We start from the raw sequence: 19,948 nt of genomic DNA, 5'->3' as shown, positions 1-19,948 counted from the left end.
TAAATTTTATAAATTAGGTGCTAACCATTTTTTTAAAAATTCGATTGAGACATCTCGACGCTTAGCCATATCTTTTAATTGATCATCTCCAATTTTATCAACACTGAAATAATCTGCTTCTGGGTGTGCAAAATAAAAACCGGATACTGAGGCAGCGGGGGTCATCGCGAATGAATCGGTAAGATGCATATCGATTTCATCTAGCTTTAATAAAGTAAAAATATCTTTTTTAACGGTATGATCAGGGCATGCAGGGTATCCCGGTGCCGGTCGAATGCCTTGATAATCTTCTTTAATAAGTGACTCTTTATTTAGATTTTCATTTGCTACATAACCCCATAAATCTTTTCTGACGCGCTCATGCATATATTCAGCAAATGCTTCAGCTAAACGATCAGCTAAAGCTTTAAACATGATGCTACTGTAGTCATCATTTTTATTTTTAAATGCTTCTTCATATTTTTCCATGCCTAATCCACTCGTCACGGCAAACATACCAATATAATCTTTAATATTTGATGATTTAGGCGCAATAAAATCAGATAAACACTGATTAGGTTTTTGCACATTATCAACTTTAGGTTTTTCAGATTGCTGTCTTAAGCCATAGTATGTAAATAAAGTTTTTTCACGTGATTCGTCTTCATAAATTTCAATATCATCCCCTACGCTATTCGCTGGATAAAATGCGACGACGCCGTTAGCCACAAGCGCTCGGTTATTGATGAGTTTTGTAAGCATAGTTTGCGCTTCATTAAAAACTTGTGAGGCGCTCTGGCCCACAATAGGATCATTCAGTATAGCCGGATAAAACCCTACCAAATCCCATGTTTGGAAGAATGGGCTCCAATCAATATAGGGTGCAATTAAATTTAAATCGATATTTTTAAATACGCGTTTACCAATAAATTTTGGGGGTTTCGGTGTATATGCTTTATCAAATTGAAGTTTTAATTTATTCAGTCTTGCTTCTTCAAGTGTTAATAATTTAATACCTTTTTTATTGGCATGTTGATCACGTGCCCGAGCATAATCTTTTTCAATATCACTGATGTACTGATCTTTTTGTTCAGGGGTTAAAAGAGATTGCATGACAGCTACCGATCTCGATGCATCAGGAACATAAATCACTGGGCCATCATAATGCGGTGCAATTTTAACAGCTGTATGGGCACGTGAGGTTGTTGCGCCGCCAATGAGGAGCGGTGTTTTTAACCCTCTGAAGTGGGGATCACGCTGCATCTCTTTTGCGACATGCGTCATTTCTTCTAATGACGGTGTTATGAGACCAGACAAGCCAATAATGTCGACATTTTCTTTTTTAGCCATCTCTAAAATTTCTGAGCACGGCACCATGACACCCATATTAATGACTTCAAAGTTATTACATTGCAAGACAACTGACACAATATTTTTACCAATATCATGCACATCCCCTTTGACGGTGGCGATGAGCATTTTGCCTTTAGGTTTTGAAACGATGCCCGTTCTTTTTTCTTCTAATTTTTTTTCTTCTTCAATGAAAGGGACTAAGTGCGCAACAGCTTGCTTCATGACACGCGCTGATTTTACGACTTGCGGTAAAAACATTTTGCCTTGCGCAAATAAATCGCCAACTACATTCATGCCATCCATCAAAGGGCCTTCAATCACATGAATCGGTCGTCCATTTTTTTGCATCGCTTCTAATCGGGCTTCTTCAGTATCTTCTACAATAAAATCTGTGATGCCATGAACTAATGCATATTCAAGTCTTTTATTCACTCGCACTGGTTCGGCATCTGTGCCTCGCCAATTTAATGTTTGAACTTCTTTTTTACTTCCTTTTAGTGTTCCGGCAATTTCAATCATTCTTTCTGTAGCATCAGGTCTTCGATTAAGCACAACATCTTCAACGCGCTCTTTAAGTTCTGGATCAAGATCATCGTAAACACCCATCATGCCTGCGTTGACAATCCCCATCGACAATCCAGCTTTGATCGCATGATATAAAAAGACCGTATGAATTGCTTCGCGTGCTGCATCATTGCCTCTAAAACTAAAACTCACATTAGATACGCCACCTGAAATTTTTGCATGCGGTAAATTCTCTTTAATCCATCTTGTAGCATTAATAAAATCTACTGCGTAATTATTGTGTTCTTCAATACCTGTTGCAATCGCAAAAATATTTGGGTCAAAAATAATATCTTCAGGTGGAAAATTAATTTTTGAAATTAATAAATCGTAAGCGCGCTTACAAATTTCTGTTTTTCTTTGAAAAGTATCTGCTTGTCCTTTTTCATCAAAAGCCATCACGATCACAGCCGCACCATATCGTCGACATAATTTAGCTTGACGAATAAATTCAGCCTCACCTTCTTTCAATGAAATAGAATTTACAATCGCTTTTCCTTGAACACATTGAAGACCTGCTTCAATCACATCCCATTTCGATGAATCAATCATGATAGGAATACGAGCAATATCTGGTTCTGATGCTACTAGATTTAGGAAATGCTTCATCGCTTTTTGCGCATCCAGCATACCTTCATCCATATTGATATCAATAATTTGCGCACCATTCTCTACTTGCTGACGCGCGACTGATAAAGCTTCATCATATTTTTCGTTAATGATTAGATTCGCAAATACTTTTGAGCCCGTGACATTAGTTCTCTCACCGACATTCACAAACAATGAATCATCTTTAATTAGAAAAGATTCGAGGCCTGAGAGTCTTGTCATTGTCTCAACGGTTGGAATATCTCGAGGTTTGATATTTTTTATTTCATTTGCAATCGCTTTTATATGGTCAGGCGTGGTGCCACAACAGCCACCTGCAATATTCACAAAACCACTTGTTGCGAATTCTTTAATTAACGATGAAGTATCTTTCGGCTTCTCATCAAAGCCGGTATCTGACATTGGATTCGGTAGACCGGCATTGGGATAAATACAAACATAGGTATCTGCAATATTGGATAATTCTTCTGCATAAGGCCTCATCAATGCTGCACCTAATGCGCAATTAAGGCCAATGGTCATCGGTTTTGCATGGCGCACTGAATTCCAAAACGCAGCGACTGTTTGACCAGATAAAATACGACCCGATGCATCAGTGACGGTACCTGACAACATAATTGGAAGACTGATTTTATTTTCTTCGAAGTAGGTTTCGATCGCAAAAAGAGCTGCCTTACAATTTAAGGTATCAAAAATTGTTTCAACGAGAAGAATATCAACACCACCTTCAACCAATGCTTTCACTTGATTGAAATAGCTATTTTTTAATGCTTCAAATGTAATATTCCGTGCCGCAGGATCATTTACGTCTGGCGATATCGAAGCAGTTTTAGGTGTAGGTCCAATAGCGCCTGCTACAAATCTAGGTTTGTCTTTCGTTGAAAATTTGTCTACCGCTTGGCGCGCTAATTTAGCAGATGCCACGTTCATTTCATAAGCCAAATCTGACATCGCATAATCTTCTTGTGCAATTTCGGTCGCACCAAAAGTATTGGTTTCAATAATGTCAGAACCTGCTTCTAAATATGCTTCATGAATACTTTGAATAATGTGGGGTTGGGTGAGGCTTAATAGCTCGTTATTGCCTTTGAGAAAAAGTTCACGCTTACCTTCTGGCCCAGAAAATTTCGCAAAGCGGCCATCGCTGCCTCCGCGATAATCTTCTTCCGTGAGTTTATGTTGTTGAATCATCGTGCCCATCGCACCATCCAACAACAAAATACGTTCAGCCAAAAGCTTTCTTAATATTTTTTCTTGAGCAGTCATGAAATCCTATGGCATTCAGTTTTTAAACATGCATTGGGCAATTTTTTTAGTCTAAAGTGCAATAAAAAACTAACAAGTTATTATTTTTTACGCGCTTCAATCTCGGATAGTTTCTTTTCTAGTTCTTCTAATTTTTGACGTGTGCGTTTTAACACTTCTGTTTGAACATCAAATTCTTCGCGGGTGACAAGCTCCATTTTAGTGAACATGCCTTTTAAAAGTGCATCGATATTCTTTTCAATATCAGGGAGCGGGGAATCTTTCACTATCTCTCTGATTTTATTAGATATTTCTTTTAATTTTTCATTATTTAACATGATCATTTCCCCTATAAGTCAAGAGTTTATCAGATTTAAACGCACATCTTAAGTCCATTTGAAACGCTGAACGTTTGTATACCTATTTTTAACTCATTGATTTTAAATGAATTAATAGGTTGGCACACTAATTGCTTTAAGTAATATGTGAACATTCATTAATACAGAGTCACATTATTTTCAGGAAGTTTTACCTTAAAAGGAGAATTAAACATGGTTAAATCACTCATTTCCCTGGCAGTATTGGGAACACTGGTTACTCCAGTAGTTTACGCTGCAGAGACCACCAAGACTGAGACAAAAGAGGAATCCAGCTGGTCAATGACGACCAATATGGGTTTTGTATCAGATTATCGCGCTCGCGGTGTGTCTCAAACATGGCGCAAAGAAGCCATTCAAGCTGGCATAGACCTCACCCATAGTAGTGGCTTTTATTTAGGTGCCTTTGGTTCTAACGTGTCACCTAATACTTACCCTAAGGCTAACGTGGAATTGGATCTCTATGCCGGTTATAACGGTACGGTAGCGGCTGTCGAAGGTTTGGGCTATACGGCAGGTGTTATTGGCTACTTCTACCCTAATGGTAGCTGGAAGAAATATAACGGTGTACTTGATAATGTAGCAGCTGGTGGCGTGGAAGTTCAGCAGACACCAAATGGCGGTCGTTGGGATACTTACGAAGCTAATGCCGGTATTTCTTATAAATGGTTAAGTGCTAAAGGCTCAGTGACTTTAGGCGATTGGTACGGCGCTGAACAAAGTACAGGTTGGACTAAAAGCACTCGGGGTACAACCTACTTAGAATTAAATGCGGCCATCCCAACCCCATTAAATGGCTTAACTTTGATTGGCCACGTCGGTCGGTTAAATGTGAACGGACAATTGGATGCACGTTATATTGATGAGGCTATTCCCGGTACTTTAATTGGCAACAATCTTCCAAGCGGTCCAAACGCTTCTACTTCAGGCGCTCTTAATCCAGACTACACTGATTACAAAGTGGGTTTGAGCTACGCCTTCAAAGTGCTTAATGCGGACGGTTGGAACGCTGGTTTATACTACATCGGTCACAATAACGATAACTACTGGGGTAGCCGCGGGTATGGTGGCGCCAGTTTTAACGGTAGCATAGAAGCTAAAAATCTTAATAAAGATGCTGCGGTGTTTACATTGGGCCGTACATTCTAATTCATTAAAAATCATGGCGGGTGAAAACCCGCCTTCGTTGATGTCTATCTAGGAGGTATACATGAAGTTTATAACAGCAATCATCAAGCCGTTTAAGCTCGATGAAGTTCGTGAAGCGCTATCCGGTATTGGCGTTCAGGGCATTACGGTGACGGAGGTCAAAGGTTTCGGTCGTCAAAAAGGTCATACGGAACTTTACCGAGGTGCTGAATATGTCATTGATTTTTTACCTAAGGTCAAAATCGAGGCAGCCATTCCAAATAAATTACTCAAACGTGCAGTGGAGGCTATTCAAAAATCAGCGCTCACTGGCAAAATCGGTGATGGCAAAATTTTTGTGATGGAACTCGAGGAAGTTTATCGTATAAGAACTGGTGAAACTGGGGAGGACGCTCTTTAATCAGAGGATCAAATTATGAAAAAATTATTATCAACTTTCGCATTAATTAGCTTCTTATGTCTAAACTTTTTAGGTATGACAAGTGTAAGTTTTGCTGATGAAGCAACCTCAGTAAAAGCGAGTGATGCTGTAACTTTAGTTGCAGATGCCACACCCGCTGAAAAGCCTGCTGAAGCAAAAGATGAACCTCCTGCACCAACGCCAAATAAAGGTGACACTGCATGGATGATCGTCGCTACGATTCTGGTGACCTTAATGGTGATTCCAGGCTTAGCCCTCTTCTATGGCGGATTGGTCAGATCCAAAAATATGTTGTCTGTCCTCATGCAAACCTTCGTTATATTCTCACTCATGGGTGTTTTATGGGCAATCTACGGATATAGCGTTGCATTTACGGGCGGCACTCCATTTTATGGTGGCTTCAGTAAATTATTTTTAAGTGGCATTACACCAGACTCTGTAGGTGCTACTTTTAGCAAAGGTGTTGTGATTCCTGAATTCATCTTTGTAGCTTTCCAATTAACTTTCGCAGCGATTACACCTGCTTTGATTATTGGTGCATTTGCTGAACGTATGAAATTTTCAGCAGTACTTTTATTCTTAATCATCTGGTTTACATTTGCATACTTACCTATGGCACATATGGTGTGGTATTGGGACGGTCCAGATGCAATCACTGATGCTAAGTCATTAGAAACAGTTATTGGTAATGCGGGCTGGTTATGGGCAAAAGGTGCACTCGATTTTGCAGGGGGCACAGTGGTTCATATTAATGCTGGTATCGCAGCCCTTGTTGCAGCCATTATGGTGGGCAAAAGAATTGGCTATGGCAAGGAAGCGATGCCTCCTCACAGCCTTACATTAACCATGGTAGGCGCTTCATTACTATGGGTGGGCTGGTTTGGTTTTAATGCAGGTTCAAATCTTGAAGCTACAGGCTTAGCAGCATTAGCGTTTGTTAACACAATGCTTGCTACGGCAGCTGCAACGCTTTCTTGGATCGCATTTGAATGGATCTTAAAATCAAAACCATCTATGTTAGGAGCAGCTTCAGGCGCGGTCGCAGGACTGGTAGCGATTACTCCAGCGTGTGGATTCGTGGGTCCAATAGGTGCACTTGTGATTGGTGCAGGTGTATCTCCTATCTGCTTATTCTTCGTGTCTAAAGTTAAAAAAGCTTTTGGGTATGACGATACACTTGATGTATTTGGTGTTCACGGTGTAGGTGGTATCTTTGGTGCAATTATGACCGGTATATTCGTAAGCCCAGCTTTAGGTGGTACAGGTGTTTACGATTATGTGGCAAATAAAGTAGGTGAGTTTGATATGCATACGCAAATCATGTCTCAACTCTGGGCAGTAGGTACAGCGATTGTTGTATCAGCAACTGTATCTTATGTTGCTTTAAAACTGATCGACATGACAATTGGTTTACGTGTGAAACCGGATGCTGAGCGTGAAGGCTTAGATATCGCTGAACACGGTGAACAGGCATATCATAAATAAAATATCCTGAAAGTAGTGACTTCTCAAGGGCGCTTTTTAAGCGCCCTTTTTTTATGCATAAAATAAATATGCTTAAAGTTATAATAGGGCTCATGTTTAAAAAATTTTCTTTTTTCAATCGCGCATTTCTTAAGAATGCTTTATCACTCATCTTAAGCCACAAGCTTTTTTTCAATGACGGACACATTCCTCCGAAGAATCATAAAATTCCCAATCATTTTTTTGGATTAAGCCTGACCATCGAAGATTTAATTGAGGATCCCATAGGTGTCGTTGAGATGTGTCGCCAGCATAAAATTCAAGATGTCACGCTGCTTATTCCATCAAATCGTATCGGTGAATTTAGTCCTACCTTTATGGATGATTTAATGGGGCACGATATTAAATTTAATCTGAAATTAGTGCTCGTCGACCAAGAAGATATTTATCTTCAATGGCGAGAACTTTTAGATCTCACATTGCTAGGCTATCAAAAACATATTGCCTCCATTGAAATTGAGATGATAAGTTTTAGTCAAGAAGCGCTTCACGCATTTTTAAACATCTGGGCTATGACTTTTAACATGGCAAGACTTAAAAAAATTAAAGTGGCAGGGCCTTCTATTCCCTCATTTAGCCCCTTCTTTAACGACATGGTATTCAAGCTTTTAAAAGACAAATATCAGCTCCCTGACATTCATACGATTAATTTAACTAATGAAATGGATAAGGAGCCTGAACTCATTTATTCGAATTTCTTAATTCCAATGTTAGGTAAATTTTTTAAATTCAATCTCATTAAAAAATTAGCACTTATCCAAAGAATCGCTGAAAGCTTTAACATCAAAACTATTTATGTTGCCATTGAGTTAAAACGTCATGAGATTACGTCATATACTCTTCGCGCAATTTCTTTGCTCATTGCTTGTGGGCGCCTGACTAAACTTTATCTACCTTATCGAAATGCTGAAGGCGTTTTGTTTCTGGTTGATCGTATGGAAGGCATGACTTATATGGGCGCTTTATTTAACGATATGCCCTTTGAAATCCATCACTTTAAAAATGATAAAGAGCAAATGCACGCCATTTGGGCACGAGATGATAAAACATTAAATCCAGAGAGTTTTTACCATATTGAGGATATCTATGCCGCTAAAATCTATGACAGCCATGGAGATATAATCGATTTCACGCAATTTAAAATTACAGATACCCCTATCTATCTTGTGTGGCGATCTATGGATCCCATTATCTTTATTGATACGCCCAAAGTCTTGGATTTTAATGCCACTAATATCATAGCCCTATCATGAAAATCATGAGGTCTAATTCATCACTTGTTCCGTGTGTAAAGCGTGTGGGCGTAATATAGTGCTTTCAATGCATCTTTGAATGCAGTTGATTAACCCTTTTAAGGAGAAATACTATGTGGACAACTCCAGCAGCTACAGAAATGCGTTTTGGCTTTGAAGTAACTATGTACGTAATGAACAAGTAATTGTTTGTTATTTAAAGTTACTTAAAAAAGGAAGCTTTTTAGCTTCCTTTTTTTATTTAGAAGCTTCCTCAATACGATTTCGTTTCATCACAAATTCTTGGGTGGCTTTTGGGAATTCATAATCCCTGGGCAAAAGAGTCCAGATCTTACCTTGTTGCTTCATAGATCCTGCTTTACGTCCTGCCTCATCGCCACTTCCCCAATAAAAGTCAGCACGCACACCACCTCGAATAGCACCTCCTGTATCTTGAGCTACCATCAGTCGTTCGAGTGGTTCACTTGCATTAGGTTGTGTCGTCGATAAGAAAACAGGGGCGCCTAAAGGAATAAATTTTGGATCAATCGCGACACTTCGCTCAGCTTCAATCGATACACCTAAGGCGCCAATCGGACCTGGTAAATCGTTAGGCAGTTTTCTAAAGAAGACATAGCTCGCATTCATATTTAAAAACTCTCGTAACTTAGTAATATTTTTTCGAGCCCAGTTTTTAATGCCTTCCATTGAGGCTTCAGCCATAGTGATCTCTTTCTTTTGAACCAAAGTGGAACCAATCGCTTTGAACGGATAACCATTTTGATCAGCATATCCAATTTGCATGGCCTCCCCATTATCAAACTGAATAATGCCGGATCCTTGAATCTCTAAGAAGAAAGCTTCGACTGGATCTTCGACCCATACAATTTCATTGCCCGCCAAAGGTGAGCCTTGTCCATCAATCTCAGCCCTTGATAAATAAGGTATTAATTTATTTCCCGCTAATTTACCGCGTAAGCGTTTTGATTTTAATTCTGGATAGACATCACTTAAATCGACCGTGATCAAATCTTTAGGTGTTGTGTAAAGTGGGACTTTGTAATGTGATGTTTTAACCTTGCTACCCTTCAAGATGGGTTGATAGTATCCGGTAATCGTGCCAGTATCTGAGCCATCCATATTAGTAGCGCTATAGAGATTAAAATATTTTTTAAAATAATTTTTAATATTTTCATCACTAGGCTCTTTAATATCATCTGCGAGATCGCAGACTTTTTTCCAAGTATCTTTTTGTTTTAAAACAGAGCAACTTCTAAGCCATGCTGTCCAAGTAAGGAGTACATTGTCACTTTCAAATGAGGATTCAATCGCACTCCAATCTGATTTTCTTAAAAGGCCATAATCCGGAATTTTTGCGAGATCTTCTTTTTCAGTTTTAATTTTTGGACAATCGCAATTTGATTTTGCATTTGATGTTTTATCTCCCTTTTGTGCCACCTCTGCACATGAGACAAGAAATAAAATAAGTAAGAATAGAATAAAACGTTTCATTTAGTGAAGCGTCCTTGGCATCGATAAAATAAACATAGGAATTTCTGCATCGAATGATGTCCCATCTTCATTGATCATCTGATAAGTGCCATGCATCGAACCTACAGGGGTATTGATTTCAGTACCACTTGTATATGTATAAGATTCATGCGGTTGAATAAGCGGTTGTTCACCGACTACACCTAAACCCTTTACTTCGAAAGATTCTTCATTCGCATCGGTAATAATCCAATGACGACTCACAAGCTGTGCAGGTATCAAGCCATCATTACTGATCGTCACTGTGTAACTAAAAAAATAACGATTATGTTCAACACTTGATTTTTCATCTATAAATTGAGTTTCCACACTGATACGAATCGCATGTAATTTTGTGGATCCCATAATGTTAGGAAATCATACCTTGTGTGGGAGAGCTCGGTGATGCTGAATATAATTTTTTAGCCATACGTCCAGCTAAAAATGCTTCACGTCCTGCTTCTATGGCTTTTTTCATAGCGCTCGCCATCATGATCGGATCTTGAGCACTTGCAATCGCTGTATTCATAAGCACACCTTCGCAACCTAATTCCATGGCGATCGCGGCATCGGATGCGGTTCCTACGCCTGCATCCACTAGCACAGGAACTTTCGCATGCTCGATAATAATTTGTAAATTCCACGGATTTAAAATACCCATACCTGAACCAATAAGAGAGGCTAAGGGCATAATGGCACAGCAGCCAATATTTTCTAGTTCTTTCGCGACAATTGGATCATCCGATGTGTAAACCATCACATCAAATCCTTCTTTAATTAAGACTTCTGCGGCCTTTAAAGTTTCTATCACATTAGGATAAAGCGTTTTAGGATCGCCCAATACTTCTAATTTCACGAGCTTATGACCATCTAATAATTCACGCGCTAAACGAAGTGTGCGCACTGCATCATCGGCTGAATAACATCCTGCTGTATTAGGCAAATAAGTAAAACGATTAGGGGGCACAAAATCAAGTAGTGATGGCTCACCTTCGTTTTGACCAATGTTAGTGCGGCGAATCGCCACCGTAATAATTTCAGCGCCACTCGCATCAATTGCGAGTCTTGTTTGTTCAAAGTCTTTATATTTACCGGTACCTACCAACAGTCTTGATTGGTAAGGTTTTCCTGCGATAAGAAGTTGATCTTTTTTTTGTGTCATCTAACCGCCACCTACAGCGCCCACAATTTCTAATTGGTCGCCATCTTGAAGTGTAATGTTTTGAAATTCAGATTTTGCAATAATCATGCCGTTTTTTTCTATGGCAATGCGTTTACCTAAGAGATTAAGTTTTGTAACTAAACCTTCGACTGTCATCGTACTGTCATCAAAAGATTTTATATTACCGTTGATTCTAAGTTGCATAGTTGTAAATTTTTTAATGAATATTGAATTTTTATTCAAATTAAACGTCTTAAATACGTGAAACACAATTTCACAAAATGTTTGTTTAATCCCAAAAGGAAACTTTATATGCAAAATTATAATACAGATTCTACGAAGGCTTTGCCAAAAGGCAACGGTGAGATAGTTGAGGCTCTCCCTCCGGAATATCAAGAGACTACAGCTCAATTTAGCGAATTAGAAAAAGAAACTATTCGTCGCAGACGTTGGCTTGAATCAATCTCAGATTGCGTTTAAGTAAGTTTACGTTGAAACAGTTTTAGCGCGAGTTCGTAACCCAAAAAAGCCAACTCGGGATCGTAACGCTCACCCTCATCACGCATAAAGGCATGCTGACCATTAAACTCGTGCCACGTGAATTTGAGTTTTGCATCAAGCATTTTCTCATACACAGTTTTACGACCTGCATCTGGGATATGGTTATCCTGCTTACCCCAAATCATAAGAAGCTCACCATTGATCTCTTTTAAGCGCTCCATCGAATGTTGATTGGGTTTATTTGGAATGACAGTAGTATGTAAATCTGTCGCATAAAAACAAGCAGTTGCTTCAATTTCAGGTTGGAGGGCCGCTCTAAAAGCTAAGTGTCCACCAATACAAAATCCCATTGCACCCATATGACCTGAAAACCATGGTTGATTTTTGACCCATGCAATCATGGCTTGATTATCTGTGTCATAACCTTCGACATCTTTTGCTGACTTATCTGCATTACCTTTATCACGCCCTGCATCGTCATAAGCGAGCACGGTTCCGATTGGATTTAACTCATGAAATACTTCAGGTACCAAAACAGTGAATCCATGACCAGCGATAATTTTAGCTGCACGCTCAATGGGGCCTGTTTGCTGAAAAATTTCTGAGTAAAAAAGAATTGCAGGTGTTTTTTTAGCTGTCACAGGCTTATGCATATAGGTGCGCATAATGCCTGTAGGGGTATTTAAATCAACGAATTCTGACTGAATTAACATGCTTCATCCTATAAATAAGGGGTTAATATAAACACGGAAAGCCTTATTTTACTTGATTCGAAGCGAGTTTAAAGTGAAATTTAGTATTCTGAACTACGGCCTGTGGAGTAATTTAAAGGGGCATCATTTTGCCATTCGCCACAATCGACACACTGATGATCTTCCATGGTGGGACAATATTGCAAATGAGTTACATGACATTTAAAACAAGTCATGTCTTTATGATGACGATCATGAATTTCTGAAGATACTTTAGTACTACCTAAACCATACTTATTATCCATAAGACTCTCCCTTAAAAAATCAAATGGGTTGAAGCTTTAATGTACGCTTCGTTTTATGGAAGCGCAAGACTCTATTTTAATTTTTGTAGACGACATTTTTGATAGGTTAAAACATCGCCTTCTTTAATATAAGTTTCTGGGTCATTGATTTCTAATGTTGTACTCTCATTGTTATAAGTATTTTTTAAAGTCTCTACTTGTTTTAAGCCAAATTCACGATTTGGCAGAATAAGCCACATCTCTTTACCGCCTTCAAGCGACTTCACATAAAACTTTTTATTTTTTTCACATTGATATGAGTAAGCATCTTTCGGTGCAGGCGATTGTTCACGAAACTCACCATTCAACATCGGTATACTCACTTCAGGGATTTTCATGCTGCCACAACTCGAAATGAAAAAAAGCATACTTAGCAGTATCCATTGTTTAAAACTTTGCTTCATTGCGCTTCTTTCAATAAGGATTCATCTAATTGACTTAACAATGTTTCAATGGCCTGAGCTTGATTTGCATCATGATTCAGTTTTGCTAACTTTAACAAATAAAGCTGCGCTTGTGCGTGACGTGGATTTTTTTTAACGACCTCGTTCAAAACTTTTTGAGCTGTCTCATAATCTTTTAATTCAAAACGCGCAATCGCACCGGAAAAAAGTGCCTCACTCGATTGCGGCTCATTCTTAACCCAAAGTGCTGAGATTTCTTTTAAACGATCCCATTGAGCTTCACGCACCGCGTCATAGGCTTGCATAAAATAAGGTCGTTTTTCAAAAGGCGCATCCCAAAATGGCAATTCAGTTTGGGCGGTCAACTGTATCTCTTTTCCTTGGCTCAATAAATGCTTGATCCACTCGACAGGAATACTGTAGTAGTAAGCATAACGACCAGGGCTTTTAAAAGTAGTGAGTCCGATGAGGCGGCCCTCATCATCAAACAGTCCACCACCCGATGCCCCCATCGCAAATCCCGCAGAGGACTGAATAATATTTTCATTATCCAATGCATACAATGCTTTAATCTGCCCAAAGGAAATGATGGGTTTAACAGCATTACCCCCAAAACTTTTAGAAAAGACTGATTGTTCGTAGTTGAGTTTTTTTGTGTCGCCTAAAGTAATCGGTTTCAAGTCTAAGAATTTAAATTGAAGAATACATAAGTCATGTCGCCAGTCTGCTTTCATGCTGATCGGTGAGAAGGCTTCCCCTAATTTACCAATTTGAACGCCCTGTGCATTTGCCACGACATGACAATTGGTCGCAACTTGATTATCAGCTACGACAATGCCGGAGCCCACACCATGATTACCTTTTGAATCAATAACATGAACCTTCACGACAGAAGATGCAACTGCAAAAGTCGCCTCGTCCGTAGGTGTTGCAAAAACAATCTGAGAAAATAAAATGAAAAGGAAAGTTAGTAATTTACACATGACTGACCGGGCCTTTAAATGAATGTCATGCATAGATAAGGAACTAAGGGGCTTAGTTCCTTAAAGATAAATTTTTAGCCACATTTACTATCGCCACAACTTAAGCATGTAAGACATCCGTCCATCATGATGACTGCTTTGGTTTGGCATTTGCTACAAAGTTGTGAGCCTTTTGGATATCCTGTGCTGTCCATTTCTTCAGCATGTTTTTCCATGTATTCCGCACGTTTTTCTTCCATCAATTTTTTTTGATGTTCGTCAGGCAATGCTTTTTTAAGCATACCGATATCGATTAAATGTTGCTCAACCACTTCACCGATTTCAGCCACTAAACTTGGTACATACTTGCCACCTTTTTTAAAGTAGCCGCCATTAGGATCAAATACACTATGGAGCTCTTCCACTAAGAATGTCACATCACCACCTTTTCTGAATACTGCGGACATAACGCGCGTCAAACCTACAATCCATTGGAAGTGGTCCATATTTTTTGAATTAATAAAAATTTCGAACGGACGACGGTGCTCTTGAGGCGTACCTTCATTCATGATGATGTCATTGATCGTGATATAAAGTGCATGCTCAGTTACAGGTGTTTTTACTTTATAAGTAGAACCTGTAATTTTTTCAGGGCGGCCTAAAGGCTCACCTAATTGCACGACGTTTTGATTTTCTTTTTGAGTTAAAGCATTCGCTTTATCTTCTTCAGAAACAACGTTGTAACCTACGATCTTTTTTTCAATTTTAATTGCCATTATTTTCCTTTAATGTCTTCTATTAGAACTTACCGTAATAACCTTCTTTGAGTGCGTCATAAAGATTCGCTGCTGAATGGGTTTCACCATCATATTCAATTTCTTCATTACCCTTCACTTCAACTTGAGAGCCATCATCTAAAGTAAATTTATATGTCGTGTTCTCTAAATCTTTTTCTGTGACCAACACACCTTGGAAAGCCTCTGGGTTAAATCTAAATGTTGTACAACCCTTGAGACCTTTGTCGTATGCATATAAATAAATATTTTTAAAATCTTCGTAATCATAATCCGTTGGCACATTGATCGTTTTAGAGATTGAACTATCAATCCACTTTTGTGAAGCCGCTTGAATGTCTACGTGAGCTTTCGCTTGAATCGTTGAAGAATCTAAAAAGTAATCCGGCAATTTTTCATCTTCGTTTTCTGAAAATGGCATCGCTTTTGGATTAATTAATTCGCGATAGGCTAGTAATTCATACGAATACACATCTACTTTTTCTTTTGATTTCTTACCTTCACGAATCACGTTACGGCTGTAGTGATGTGCAAAAGAAGGCTCAATACCATTACTTGCATTATTCGCGAGGGATAATGAAATTGTACCTGTCGGTGCAATGGAACTATGGTGTGTAAAACGTACGCCTTTTTTTGCAATCTTATTACGTAAGCCTTCAGGGAATTGCTGCATGTAACGGCTATATTTACCGAGCAAAACTTTACCTTTCACTTTAGCGCCTACTTTAATACCGTCGGCTGCCATCTCAGGACGTTTTGCTAACATATCAGCGGTCACCACAAATTCTTCTTCCATGATCGGTGCTGCACCTTTTTCTTCCGCTAAATCAATGCCTGTTTCCCAACCCACCTCAGCTAAAATGCGACTTACTTCTTCAGTGAATTTAAGTGAGTCTTCGTCACCGTATTTCATCTTAAGCATCGTTAGTGAAGAACCTAAACCTAAGTAGCCCATGCCGTGACGACGCTTACGTATAATTTCTTTACGTTGTTCTTCGAGCGGTAAGCCATTAATTTCGACCACGTTATCTAACATACGTGTAAAGATTGCGATCACTTCTTTATATTCAGCCCAATCGAAAAACGCTTCGTCAGTGAAAGGTTTCTTCACAAATTTGGTGAGGTTCACAGAGCCTAATAAACAAGCACCGTAAGGAGGTAGTGGTTGTTCACCACATGGGTTAGTTGCACGAATGTTTTCGCAGAACCAGTTATTATTCATTTCATTTACACGATCGATCAAAATAAAACCAGGCTCAGCAAAATCGTAAGTCGATGACATGATGATGTCCCACAAACGTCTTGCTTTAATCGTTTTGTAAACACGGCATGCTACTTTACCTGCATCAATGCCTTCAGTTTTAGTGAGATATTTACCTTTCACAGGCCATTCTCTCCAAACCACCTGGCTTTCATCATTCACATTCAAACCATCGACAATGGATTCTTTTTCAGTGACAGGGAATGCAACTTTCCAATCGCTGTCAGCTTTGACTGCTTCCATAAATTCTTTAGTGATTAAGCATGAAAGATTGAATTGACGGAGTCGACCGTTTTCACGTTTCGCTTTAATAAAGTCAGTCACATCCGGATGTGCAATATCAAACGTCGCCATTTGAGCACCTCGACGACCGCCCGCTGATGATACGGTGAAACACATCTTGTCGTAGATATCCATAAACGAAAGTGGGCCGCTTGTATAAGCACCCGCACCTGCGACAAAAGCACCTTTAGGTCTTAAGGTCGAGAATTCATAACCAATACCACAACCTGCTTTTAAAGTAAGTCCTGCTTCATGCACTTTATCTAAAATGCCAGACATACTATCTTCCACAATGCCTGATACCGTACAGTTAATCGTGGAAGTGGCTGGCTTATGTTCTAGGGCACCTGCATTAGAAGTAATACGACCTGCTGGAATAGCGCCGCGTCTTAATGCCCATAGGAATTTTTCATACCATTCTTCTCTTTTAGCTGGAATTTCAACGTCTGCTAAAGCTCTCGCCACACGTATAAAGGAATCATCGATATCTTTATCAACGTGCTCGCCCTGTTTTGACTTCAAACGATACTTTTTGTCCCAGATATCGAGTGAAACATCTTGAATCGGTATTTCGTGGTCTTGATGGTCACTTAATGCGGACTTTGGACGAACAGCTTTGAGCATGAATTTCCCCTGAATTATTCTTTTTTATAAGTTTTATTACTAATTTAACTGCTAGATGGTATTTTTGCTTAAAACCACAAGATATAGTGGTTTTGTGAACATATTATCCATGGTCTAGTAGTCCGTCAATTGAAATATATGCACAAATTTAGAGCAAAAGTTAACCCCTATTTTCCGAGGTTAATTTTTAAAGCTTAAGCAATACCTTTCTTGAAAAATAAATTAAACACAAGTTCATCAAGATGGTTTATGCGAAAATATCCCCATGATTCGCTTTTTCTATAGTCTTTTAGTCTATTTTCTTCTCCCGTTCACCGTAATTAAGCTGATTTATAGGAGTTTTAGGCAGCCTGACTACTTAAAACATTGGAGTGAGCGCTATGGTTTTTATAGCACTTCTACAAAAAAAATCTGGGGAAAACGAAAAACGCTTTGGATTCATGCTGTTTCTGTGGGCGAAACCAAAGCTGCGATTCCATTCATCAAACTTTTTTTAAAAAAATATCCGCATCATCATTTACTGATTACGCACGGCACACCTACAGGACGTGCGACATCCATCAACATAAAAAATGTTCGCGTCACTCGCATCTATCTTCCTTTTGATACAGTGGATGCCACGCAAAGATTTTTAAATACATTTAAACCTGAATTAGGTTTCTTACTTGAAACAGAGCTTTGGTTTAATTTAATTCATCAAGCACATAAAAAATCTATTCCACTTTATTTAGTCAATGCACGCTTATCTGAAAAATCATTTCAACTATATAAAAAAATTTCGCTACTTATCAAACCATCCTTACAAGAATTAAAAGGTGTATTAGCACAAACTACAAATGATGCGAAGCGCTTTAAAACGCTTGGTGCAAGAGGCGTTGAAGTGATGGGTAATTTAAAATTTGATGTTGAACCACCGCGCGATACAAACATACAAAGTACAGCACTTAAAAAACATTTACACTTAAAAAATCAATTTGTACTTTTGATTGCAAGTTCAAGACAAGATGAAGAAGAAATGATTTTACAAAGTTTATTAAAACTTCAAATCAAAAATCTCGTCACGATTTTTGTACCTCGTCATCCGCAACGTTTTAAGGAGGTTGAATGGATGTTAAAAAAATATCGTGTTTCTTTTATCAAACGAAGTGATACAAAAATAACTGCAAAACCTTATCAATTTATTTTAGGTGACTCTATGGGTGAGATGTATAGCTATTACAGCTTAGCGAATATCGCACTGATGGGTGGCACAATACTACCTTATGGCGGACAGAATCTTATTGAGTCGATGGCGATGAAAGTACCTGTGATTTTAGGTCTCCATACCTATAACTTTCATGATATATCGAATGAAGCGATTCGATTAGGTGCGGGAATTAGAATTCAAACATTAGATCAATTAGAAAAAGTATTACCTGAGATGCTTAAATCATCTTCTCAATTAAAAATGAAAAAAGCTTGTGATGACATGATAAAAAAATATCAAGGCGCAACATTAAAGATATTAAATAAAATTAAATCTAGGATTTGATAAGTTTGACTATCGCTTTAAAGTGATCGCCATCAGCGACTCGCAACCACTCAAAAACGACTGATTCTGTATTTGTAATCACCACACCTTCCGATCTTAATCGATGAATCGCATTTTGATGATTTAAATTCGATCTTGAAAGTGTCGCATCTTCCACCACAAAAACTTCTTTACCTGAAGATTTCAAAGCCAAAGCAGTTTGTAAAATACAAATGTGTGTTTCTAAACCACATAAAATAATTTGGGGTCTTGATTTAACTAAATGACTTTTAAAGTGAGGTGCATCAAGGCATGAGAATGCTTTTTTTTCAATCGGTGAGTTAGGTAGCAACGATTTTAATTTCTTCACTGTGGGGCCTAGGCCTTTAGGATATTGCTCAGTATAAAGACAAGGCACATCTAAAATTTTTGCAGCTTGAATAAGAATGCTTGATGCATCGATGACTTTTTTAATTTCACTTTTAGGCATGACATCTACAAGCTTGTCTTGGATATCAATGAAGACGATCTGACTTAAGAGTTGATCATTGATCATAATCACTAAAACACAAATGTATTTTCATGTTTCACGAGCAAGGGAGGCACTACCGTTTCAAATAAAATTTCTTCTTCAAAATCTTTGTTGCTTGTTTTTGTAATTAATGTTGCATGCATCGAAGGAGCTTCACCTAAAATAGCTAACAATCTTCCATTTATATTTAATTGATGTCGAATAGTTTCTGGCAATTGAGGTAAAGAGCCTGCAAAAAGAATGGCGTCATAAGGTTGATCTTTTGCCCAACCTAATGAGCCGTCCCCTGTCACAAATGTAATATTGTTAATTTTTAATTTTTGACAATTTTGTTTAGCGAGTTTTGTAAAATAAGGATTGATATCAATCGATACCACGGTTTTAGTTAAACTTGCTGCAAGTGCTGTGAGATAACCACTACCAGAACCCACAACTAATACATGGTCTTTTTTTTGAAGCGATAAAGACTGAATGAGTCTTGCTTCTAATTTTGGTGCCAACATAAGCACGCCATCATGCAGAGGAATTTCAGTATCTGCAAAAGCGACACCTTGGTATGCAGTCGGTACAAATTTTTCGCGTGGTACCTGATGAAGTAGATTAAGCACTTCGGGGTCTAAGACTTCCCAAGTCCGAATTTGCTGCTCAATCATATTAAAACGATGTTGTTCGATGGTATTCATTGTCATGTGCACATTATAACCAAAGAAAAGTTCACAGTTTTGATTCTCATTAAATATAAATCTAACTTGCATTTCATGGGGGTTTCGCGTAATTTTATGGAGTGCTAGGGGTCCATCTTTAAGGTGGTGAGAAAAACCCTTTGAACCTGACGCGGGTAATACCGCCGTAGGGAATGCAGTCCTATAAAAGACTCCTTACGGTATGACAAAAAAA

General features: G+C 38.6%; 21 protein-coding genes and 1 riboswitch. Of the genes, 7 read left to right on the top strand and 14 right to left on the bottom strand.

The annotated features are described in order from the left end of the window. Positions 1–6: 6 nt before the first annotated feature. Both metH and FIT61_RS00565 read right to left on the bottom strand, forming a co-directional pair. On the bottom strand, positions 7–3,771 hold the full coding sequence (metH, locus tag FIT61_RS00570) for a methionine synthase (RefSeq protein WP_139882554.1): 3,765 nt from the start codon (positions 3,769–3,771) through the stop codon (positions 7–9). An 80-nt stretch (positions 3,772–3,851) separates the two neighbouring features. Continuing rightward, a complete protein-coding gene (locus FIT61_RS00565) occupies positions 3,852–4,088 on the bottom strand; it encodes an accessory factor UbiK family protein (RefSeq protein ID WP_139882553.1) in 237 nt (78 codons plus the stop codon). Positions 4,089–4,301: 213 nt separating this feature from the next. Between FIT61_RS00565 and FIT61_RS00560 the strand changes: the two genes are divergently transcribed. The 5 genes from FIT61_RS00560 to pqqA all read left to right on the top strand — a co-directional run bounded on the left by FIT61_RS00560 (position 4,302) and on the right by pqqA (position 8,659). Next, entirely contained in the window at positions 4,302–5,276 is a 975-nt protein-coding gene (locus FIT61_RS00560; RefSeq protein WP_139882551.1) for a TorF family putative porin, read from the top strand. 61 nt (positions 5,277–5,337) lie between these two features. Continuing rightward, entirely contained in the window at positions 5,338–5,676 is a 339-nt protein-coding gene (locus FIT61_RS00555) for a P-II family nitrogen regulator (RefSeq protein WP_139872893.1), read from the top strand. Between the two features lie 15 nt (positions 5,677–5,691). Further along, the gene (locus tag FIT61_RS00550; RefSeq protein WP_139882549.1) at positions 5,692–7,182 is read left to right on the top strand and encodes an ammonium transporter; all 1,491 of its coding nucleotides are present in this window, start codon (positions 5,692–5,694) and stop codon (positions 7,180–7,182) included. A 92-nt stretch (positions 7,183–7,274) separates the two neighbouring features. Beyond that, positions 7,275–8,474, top strand: a complete 1,200-nt coding sequence (locus FIT61_RS00545) for a hypothetical protein (protein ID WP_139882547.1) — start codon at positions 7,275–7,277, stop codon at positions 8,472–8,474. Between the two features lie 113 nt (positions 8,475–8,587). After that, the gene (gene pqqA / locus FIT61_RS06820) at positions 8,588–8,659 is read left to right on the top strand and encodes a pyrroloquinoline quinone precursor peptide PqqA (protein ID WP_012777389.1); all 72 of its coding nucleotides are present in this window, start codon (positions 8,588–8,590) and stop codon (positions 8,657–8,659) included. A gap of 52 nt (positions 8,660–8,711) precedes the next feature. On the opposite strand, the gene mltA is transcribed toward pqqA, so the two are convergent. From mltA to thiS, 4 genes are read right to left on the bottom strand one after another with little or no spacing between them, the layout of a single operon-like run. Next, entirely contained in the window at positions 8,712–9,965 is a 1,254-nt protein-coding gene (gene mltA, locus FIT61_RS00535; RefSeq protein ID WP_139882545.1) for a murein transglycosylase A, read from the bottom strand. Then, a complete protein-coding gene (gene apaG, locus FIT61_RS00530) occupies positions 9,966–10,349 on the bottom strand; it encodes a Co2+/Mg2+ efflux protein ApaG (protein ID WP_139882543.1) in 384 nt (127 codons plus the stop codon). Between the two features lie 4 nt (positions 10,350–10,353). Next, positions 10,354–11,145 carry a thiazole synthase gene (locus FIT61_RS00525; RefSeq protein WP_139882541.1) on the bottom strand — a complete coding sequence of 264 codons (792 nt, stop codon included), beginning with the start codon at positions 11,143–11,145 and terminating at the stop codon, positions 10,354–10,356. After that, positions 11,146–11,349 carry a sulfur carrier protein ThiS gene (gene thiS, locus FIT61_RS00520; RefSeq protein ID WP_139882539.1) on the bottom strand — a complete coding sequence of 68 codons (204 nt, stop codon included), beginning with the start codon at positions 11,347–11,349 and terminating at the stop codon, positions 11,146–11,148. Positions 11,350–11,457: 108 nt separating this feature from the next. On the opposite strand from thiS, the gene FIT61_RS06745 reads away from it, so the two are divergent. After that, a complete protein-coding gene (locus tag FIT61_RS06745; RefSeq protein WP_187351805.1) occupies positions 11,458–11,625 on the top strand; it encodes a hypothetical protein in 168 nt (55 codons plus the stop codon). Here the strand turns inward: FIT61_RS06745 and FIT61_RS00515 are convergent. The 6 genes from FIT61_RS00515 to FIT61_RS00490 form a co-directional block, all read right to left on the bottom strand. Then, positions 11,622–12,359, bottom strand: coding sequence for a dienelactone hydrolase family protein (locus FIT61_RS00515; protein ID WP_139882537.1), 738 nt, complete (start codon positions 12,357–12,359; stop codon positions 11,622–11,624). The genes FIT61_RS06745 and FIT61_RS00515 overlap by 4 nt on opposite strands. Before the next feature lie 80 nt (positions 12,360–12,439). Next, the gene (locus tag FIT61_RS00510) at positions 12,440–12,643 is read right to left on the bottom strand and encodes a hypothetical protein (RefSeq protein ID WP_139882535.1); all 204 of its coding nucleotides are present in this window, start codon (positions 12,641–12,643) and stop codon (positions 12,440–12,442) included. A 71-nt stretch (positions 12,644–12,714) separates the two neighbouring features. Beyond that, positions 12,715–13,020 carry a hypothetical protein gene (locus FIT61_RS00505; protein WP_139882533.1) on the bottom strand — a complete coding sequence of 102 codons (306 nt, stop codon included), beginning with the start codon at positions 13,018–13,020 and terminating at the stop codon, positions 12,715–12,717. Between the two features lie 62 nt (positions 13,021–13,082). Beyond that, positions 13,083–14,069 (bottom strand): trypsin-like peptidase domain-containing protein, encoded by a 987-nt coding sequence (locus FIT61_RS00500; protein ID WP_187351804.1) that lies wholly within the window; start codon positions 14,067–14,069, stop codon positions 13,083–13,085. A gap of 74 nt (positions 14,070–14,143) precedes the next feature. Then, positions 14,144–14,824: a TSCPD domain-containing protein gene (locus tag FIT61_RS00495; protein WP_139872882.1), complete on the bottom strand. Its 681-nt coding sequence runs from the start codon at positions 14,822–14,824 to the stop codon at positions 14,144–14,146. 22 nt (positions 14,825–14,846) lie between these two features. Further along, on the bottom strand, positions 14,847–17,009 hold the full coding sequence (locus FIT61_RS00490) for an adenosylcobalamin-dependent ribonucleoside-diphosphate reductase (RefSeq protein ID WP_139882530.1): 2,163 nt from the start codon (positions 17,007–17,009) through the stop codon (positions 14,847–14,849). Positions 17,010–17,274: 265 nt separating this feature from the next. Here FIT61_RS00490 and FIT61_RS00485 point away from each other — a divergent pair, with 265 nt between their 5' ends. After that, entirely contained in the window at positions 17,275–18,540 is a 1,266-nt protein-coding gene (locus FIT61_RS00485) for a 3-deoxy-D-manno-octulosonic acid transferase (protein WP_139882528.1), read from the top strand. Here FIT61_RS00485 and FIT61_RS00480 read toward each other — a convergent pair. Together FIT61_RS00480 and FIT61_RS00475 are read right to left on the bottom strand one after the other, a co-directional pair. After that, complete coding sequence (locus FIT61_RS00480) at positions 18,530–19,075, bottom strand: isochorismatase family protein (protein WP_139882526.1); 546 nt, start codon at positions 19,073–19,075, stop codon at positions 18,530–18,532. The genes FIT61_RS00485 and FIT61_RS00480 overlap by 11 nt on opposite strands. A 5-nt stretch (positions 19,076–19,080) precedes the next feature. Beyond that, positions 19,081–19,806, bottom strand: coding sequence for a protein-L-isoaspartate O-methyltransferase family protein (locus FIT61_RS00475; protein WP_320410141.1), 726 nt, complete (start codon positions 19,804–19,806; stop codon positions 19,081–19,083). A gap of 24 nt (positions 19,807–19,830) precedes the next feature. After that, positions 19,831–19,925: riboswitch (TPP riboswitch) on the top strand. Positions 19,926–19,948: the final 23 nt, after the last annotated feature.

Source organism: Candidatus Methylopumilus rimovensis (assembly GCF_006364615.1).
In the GTDB taxonomy this organism is placed as follows: Bacteria; Pseudomonadota; Gammaproteobacteria; order Burkholderiales; family Methylophilaceae; genus Methylopumilus; species Methylopumilus rimovensis.
Note: the sequence above shows the minus strand (reverse complement) of the source record. Positions and strands in the feature narration are given on the sequence as shown.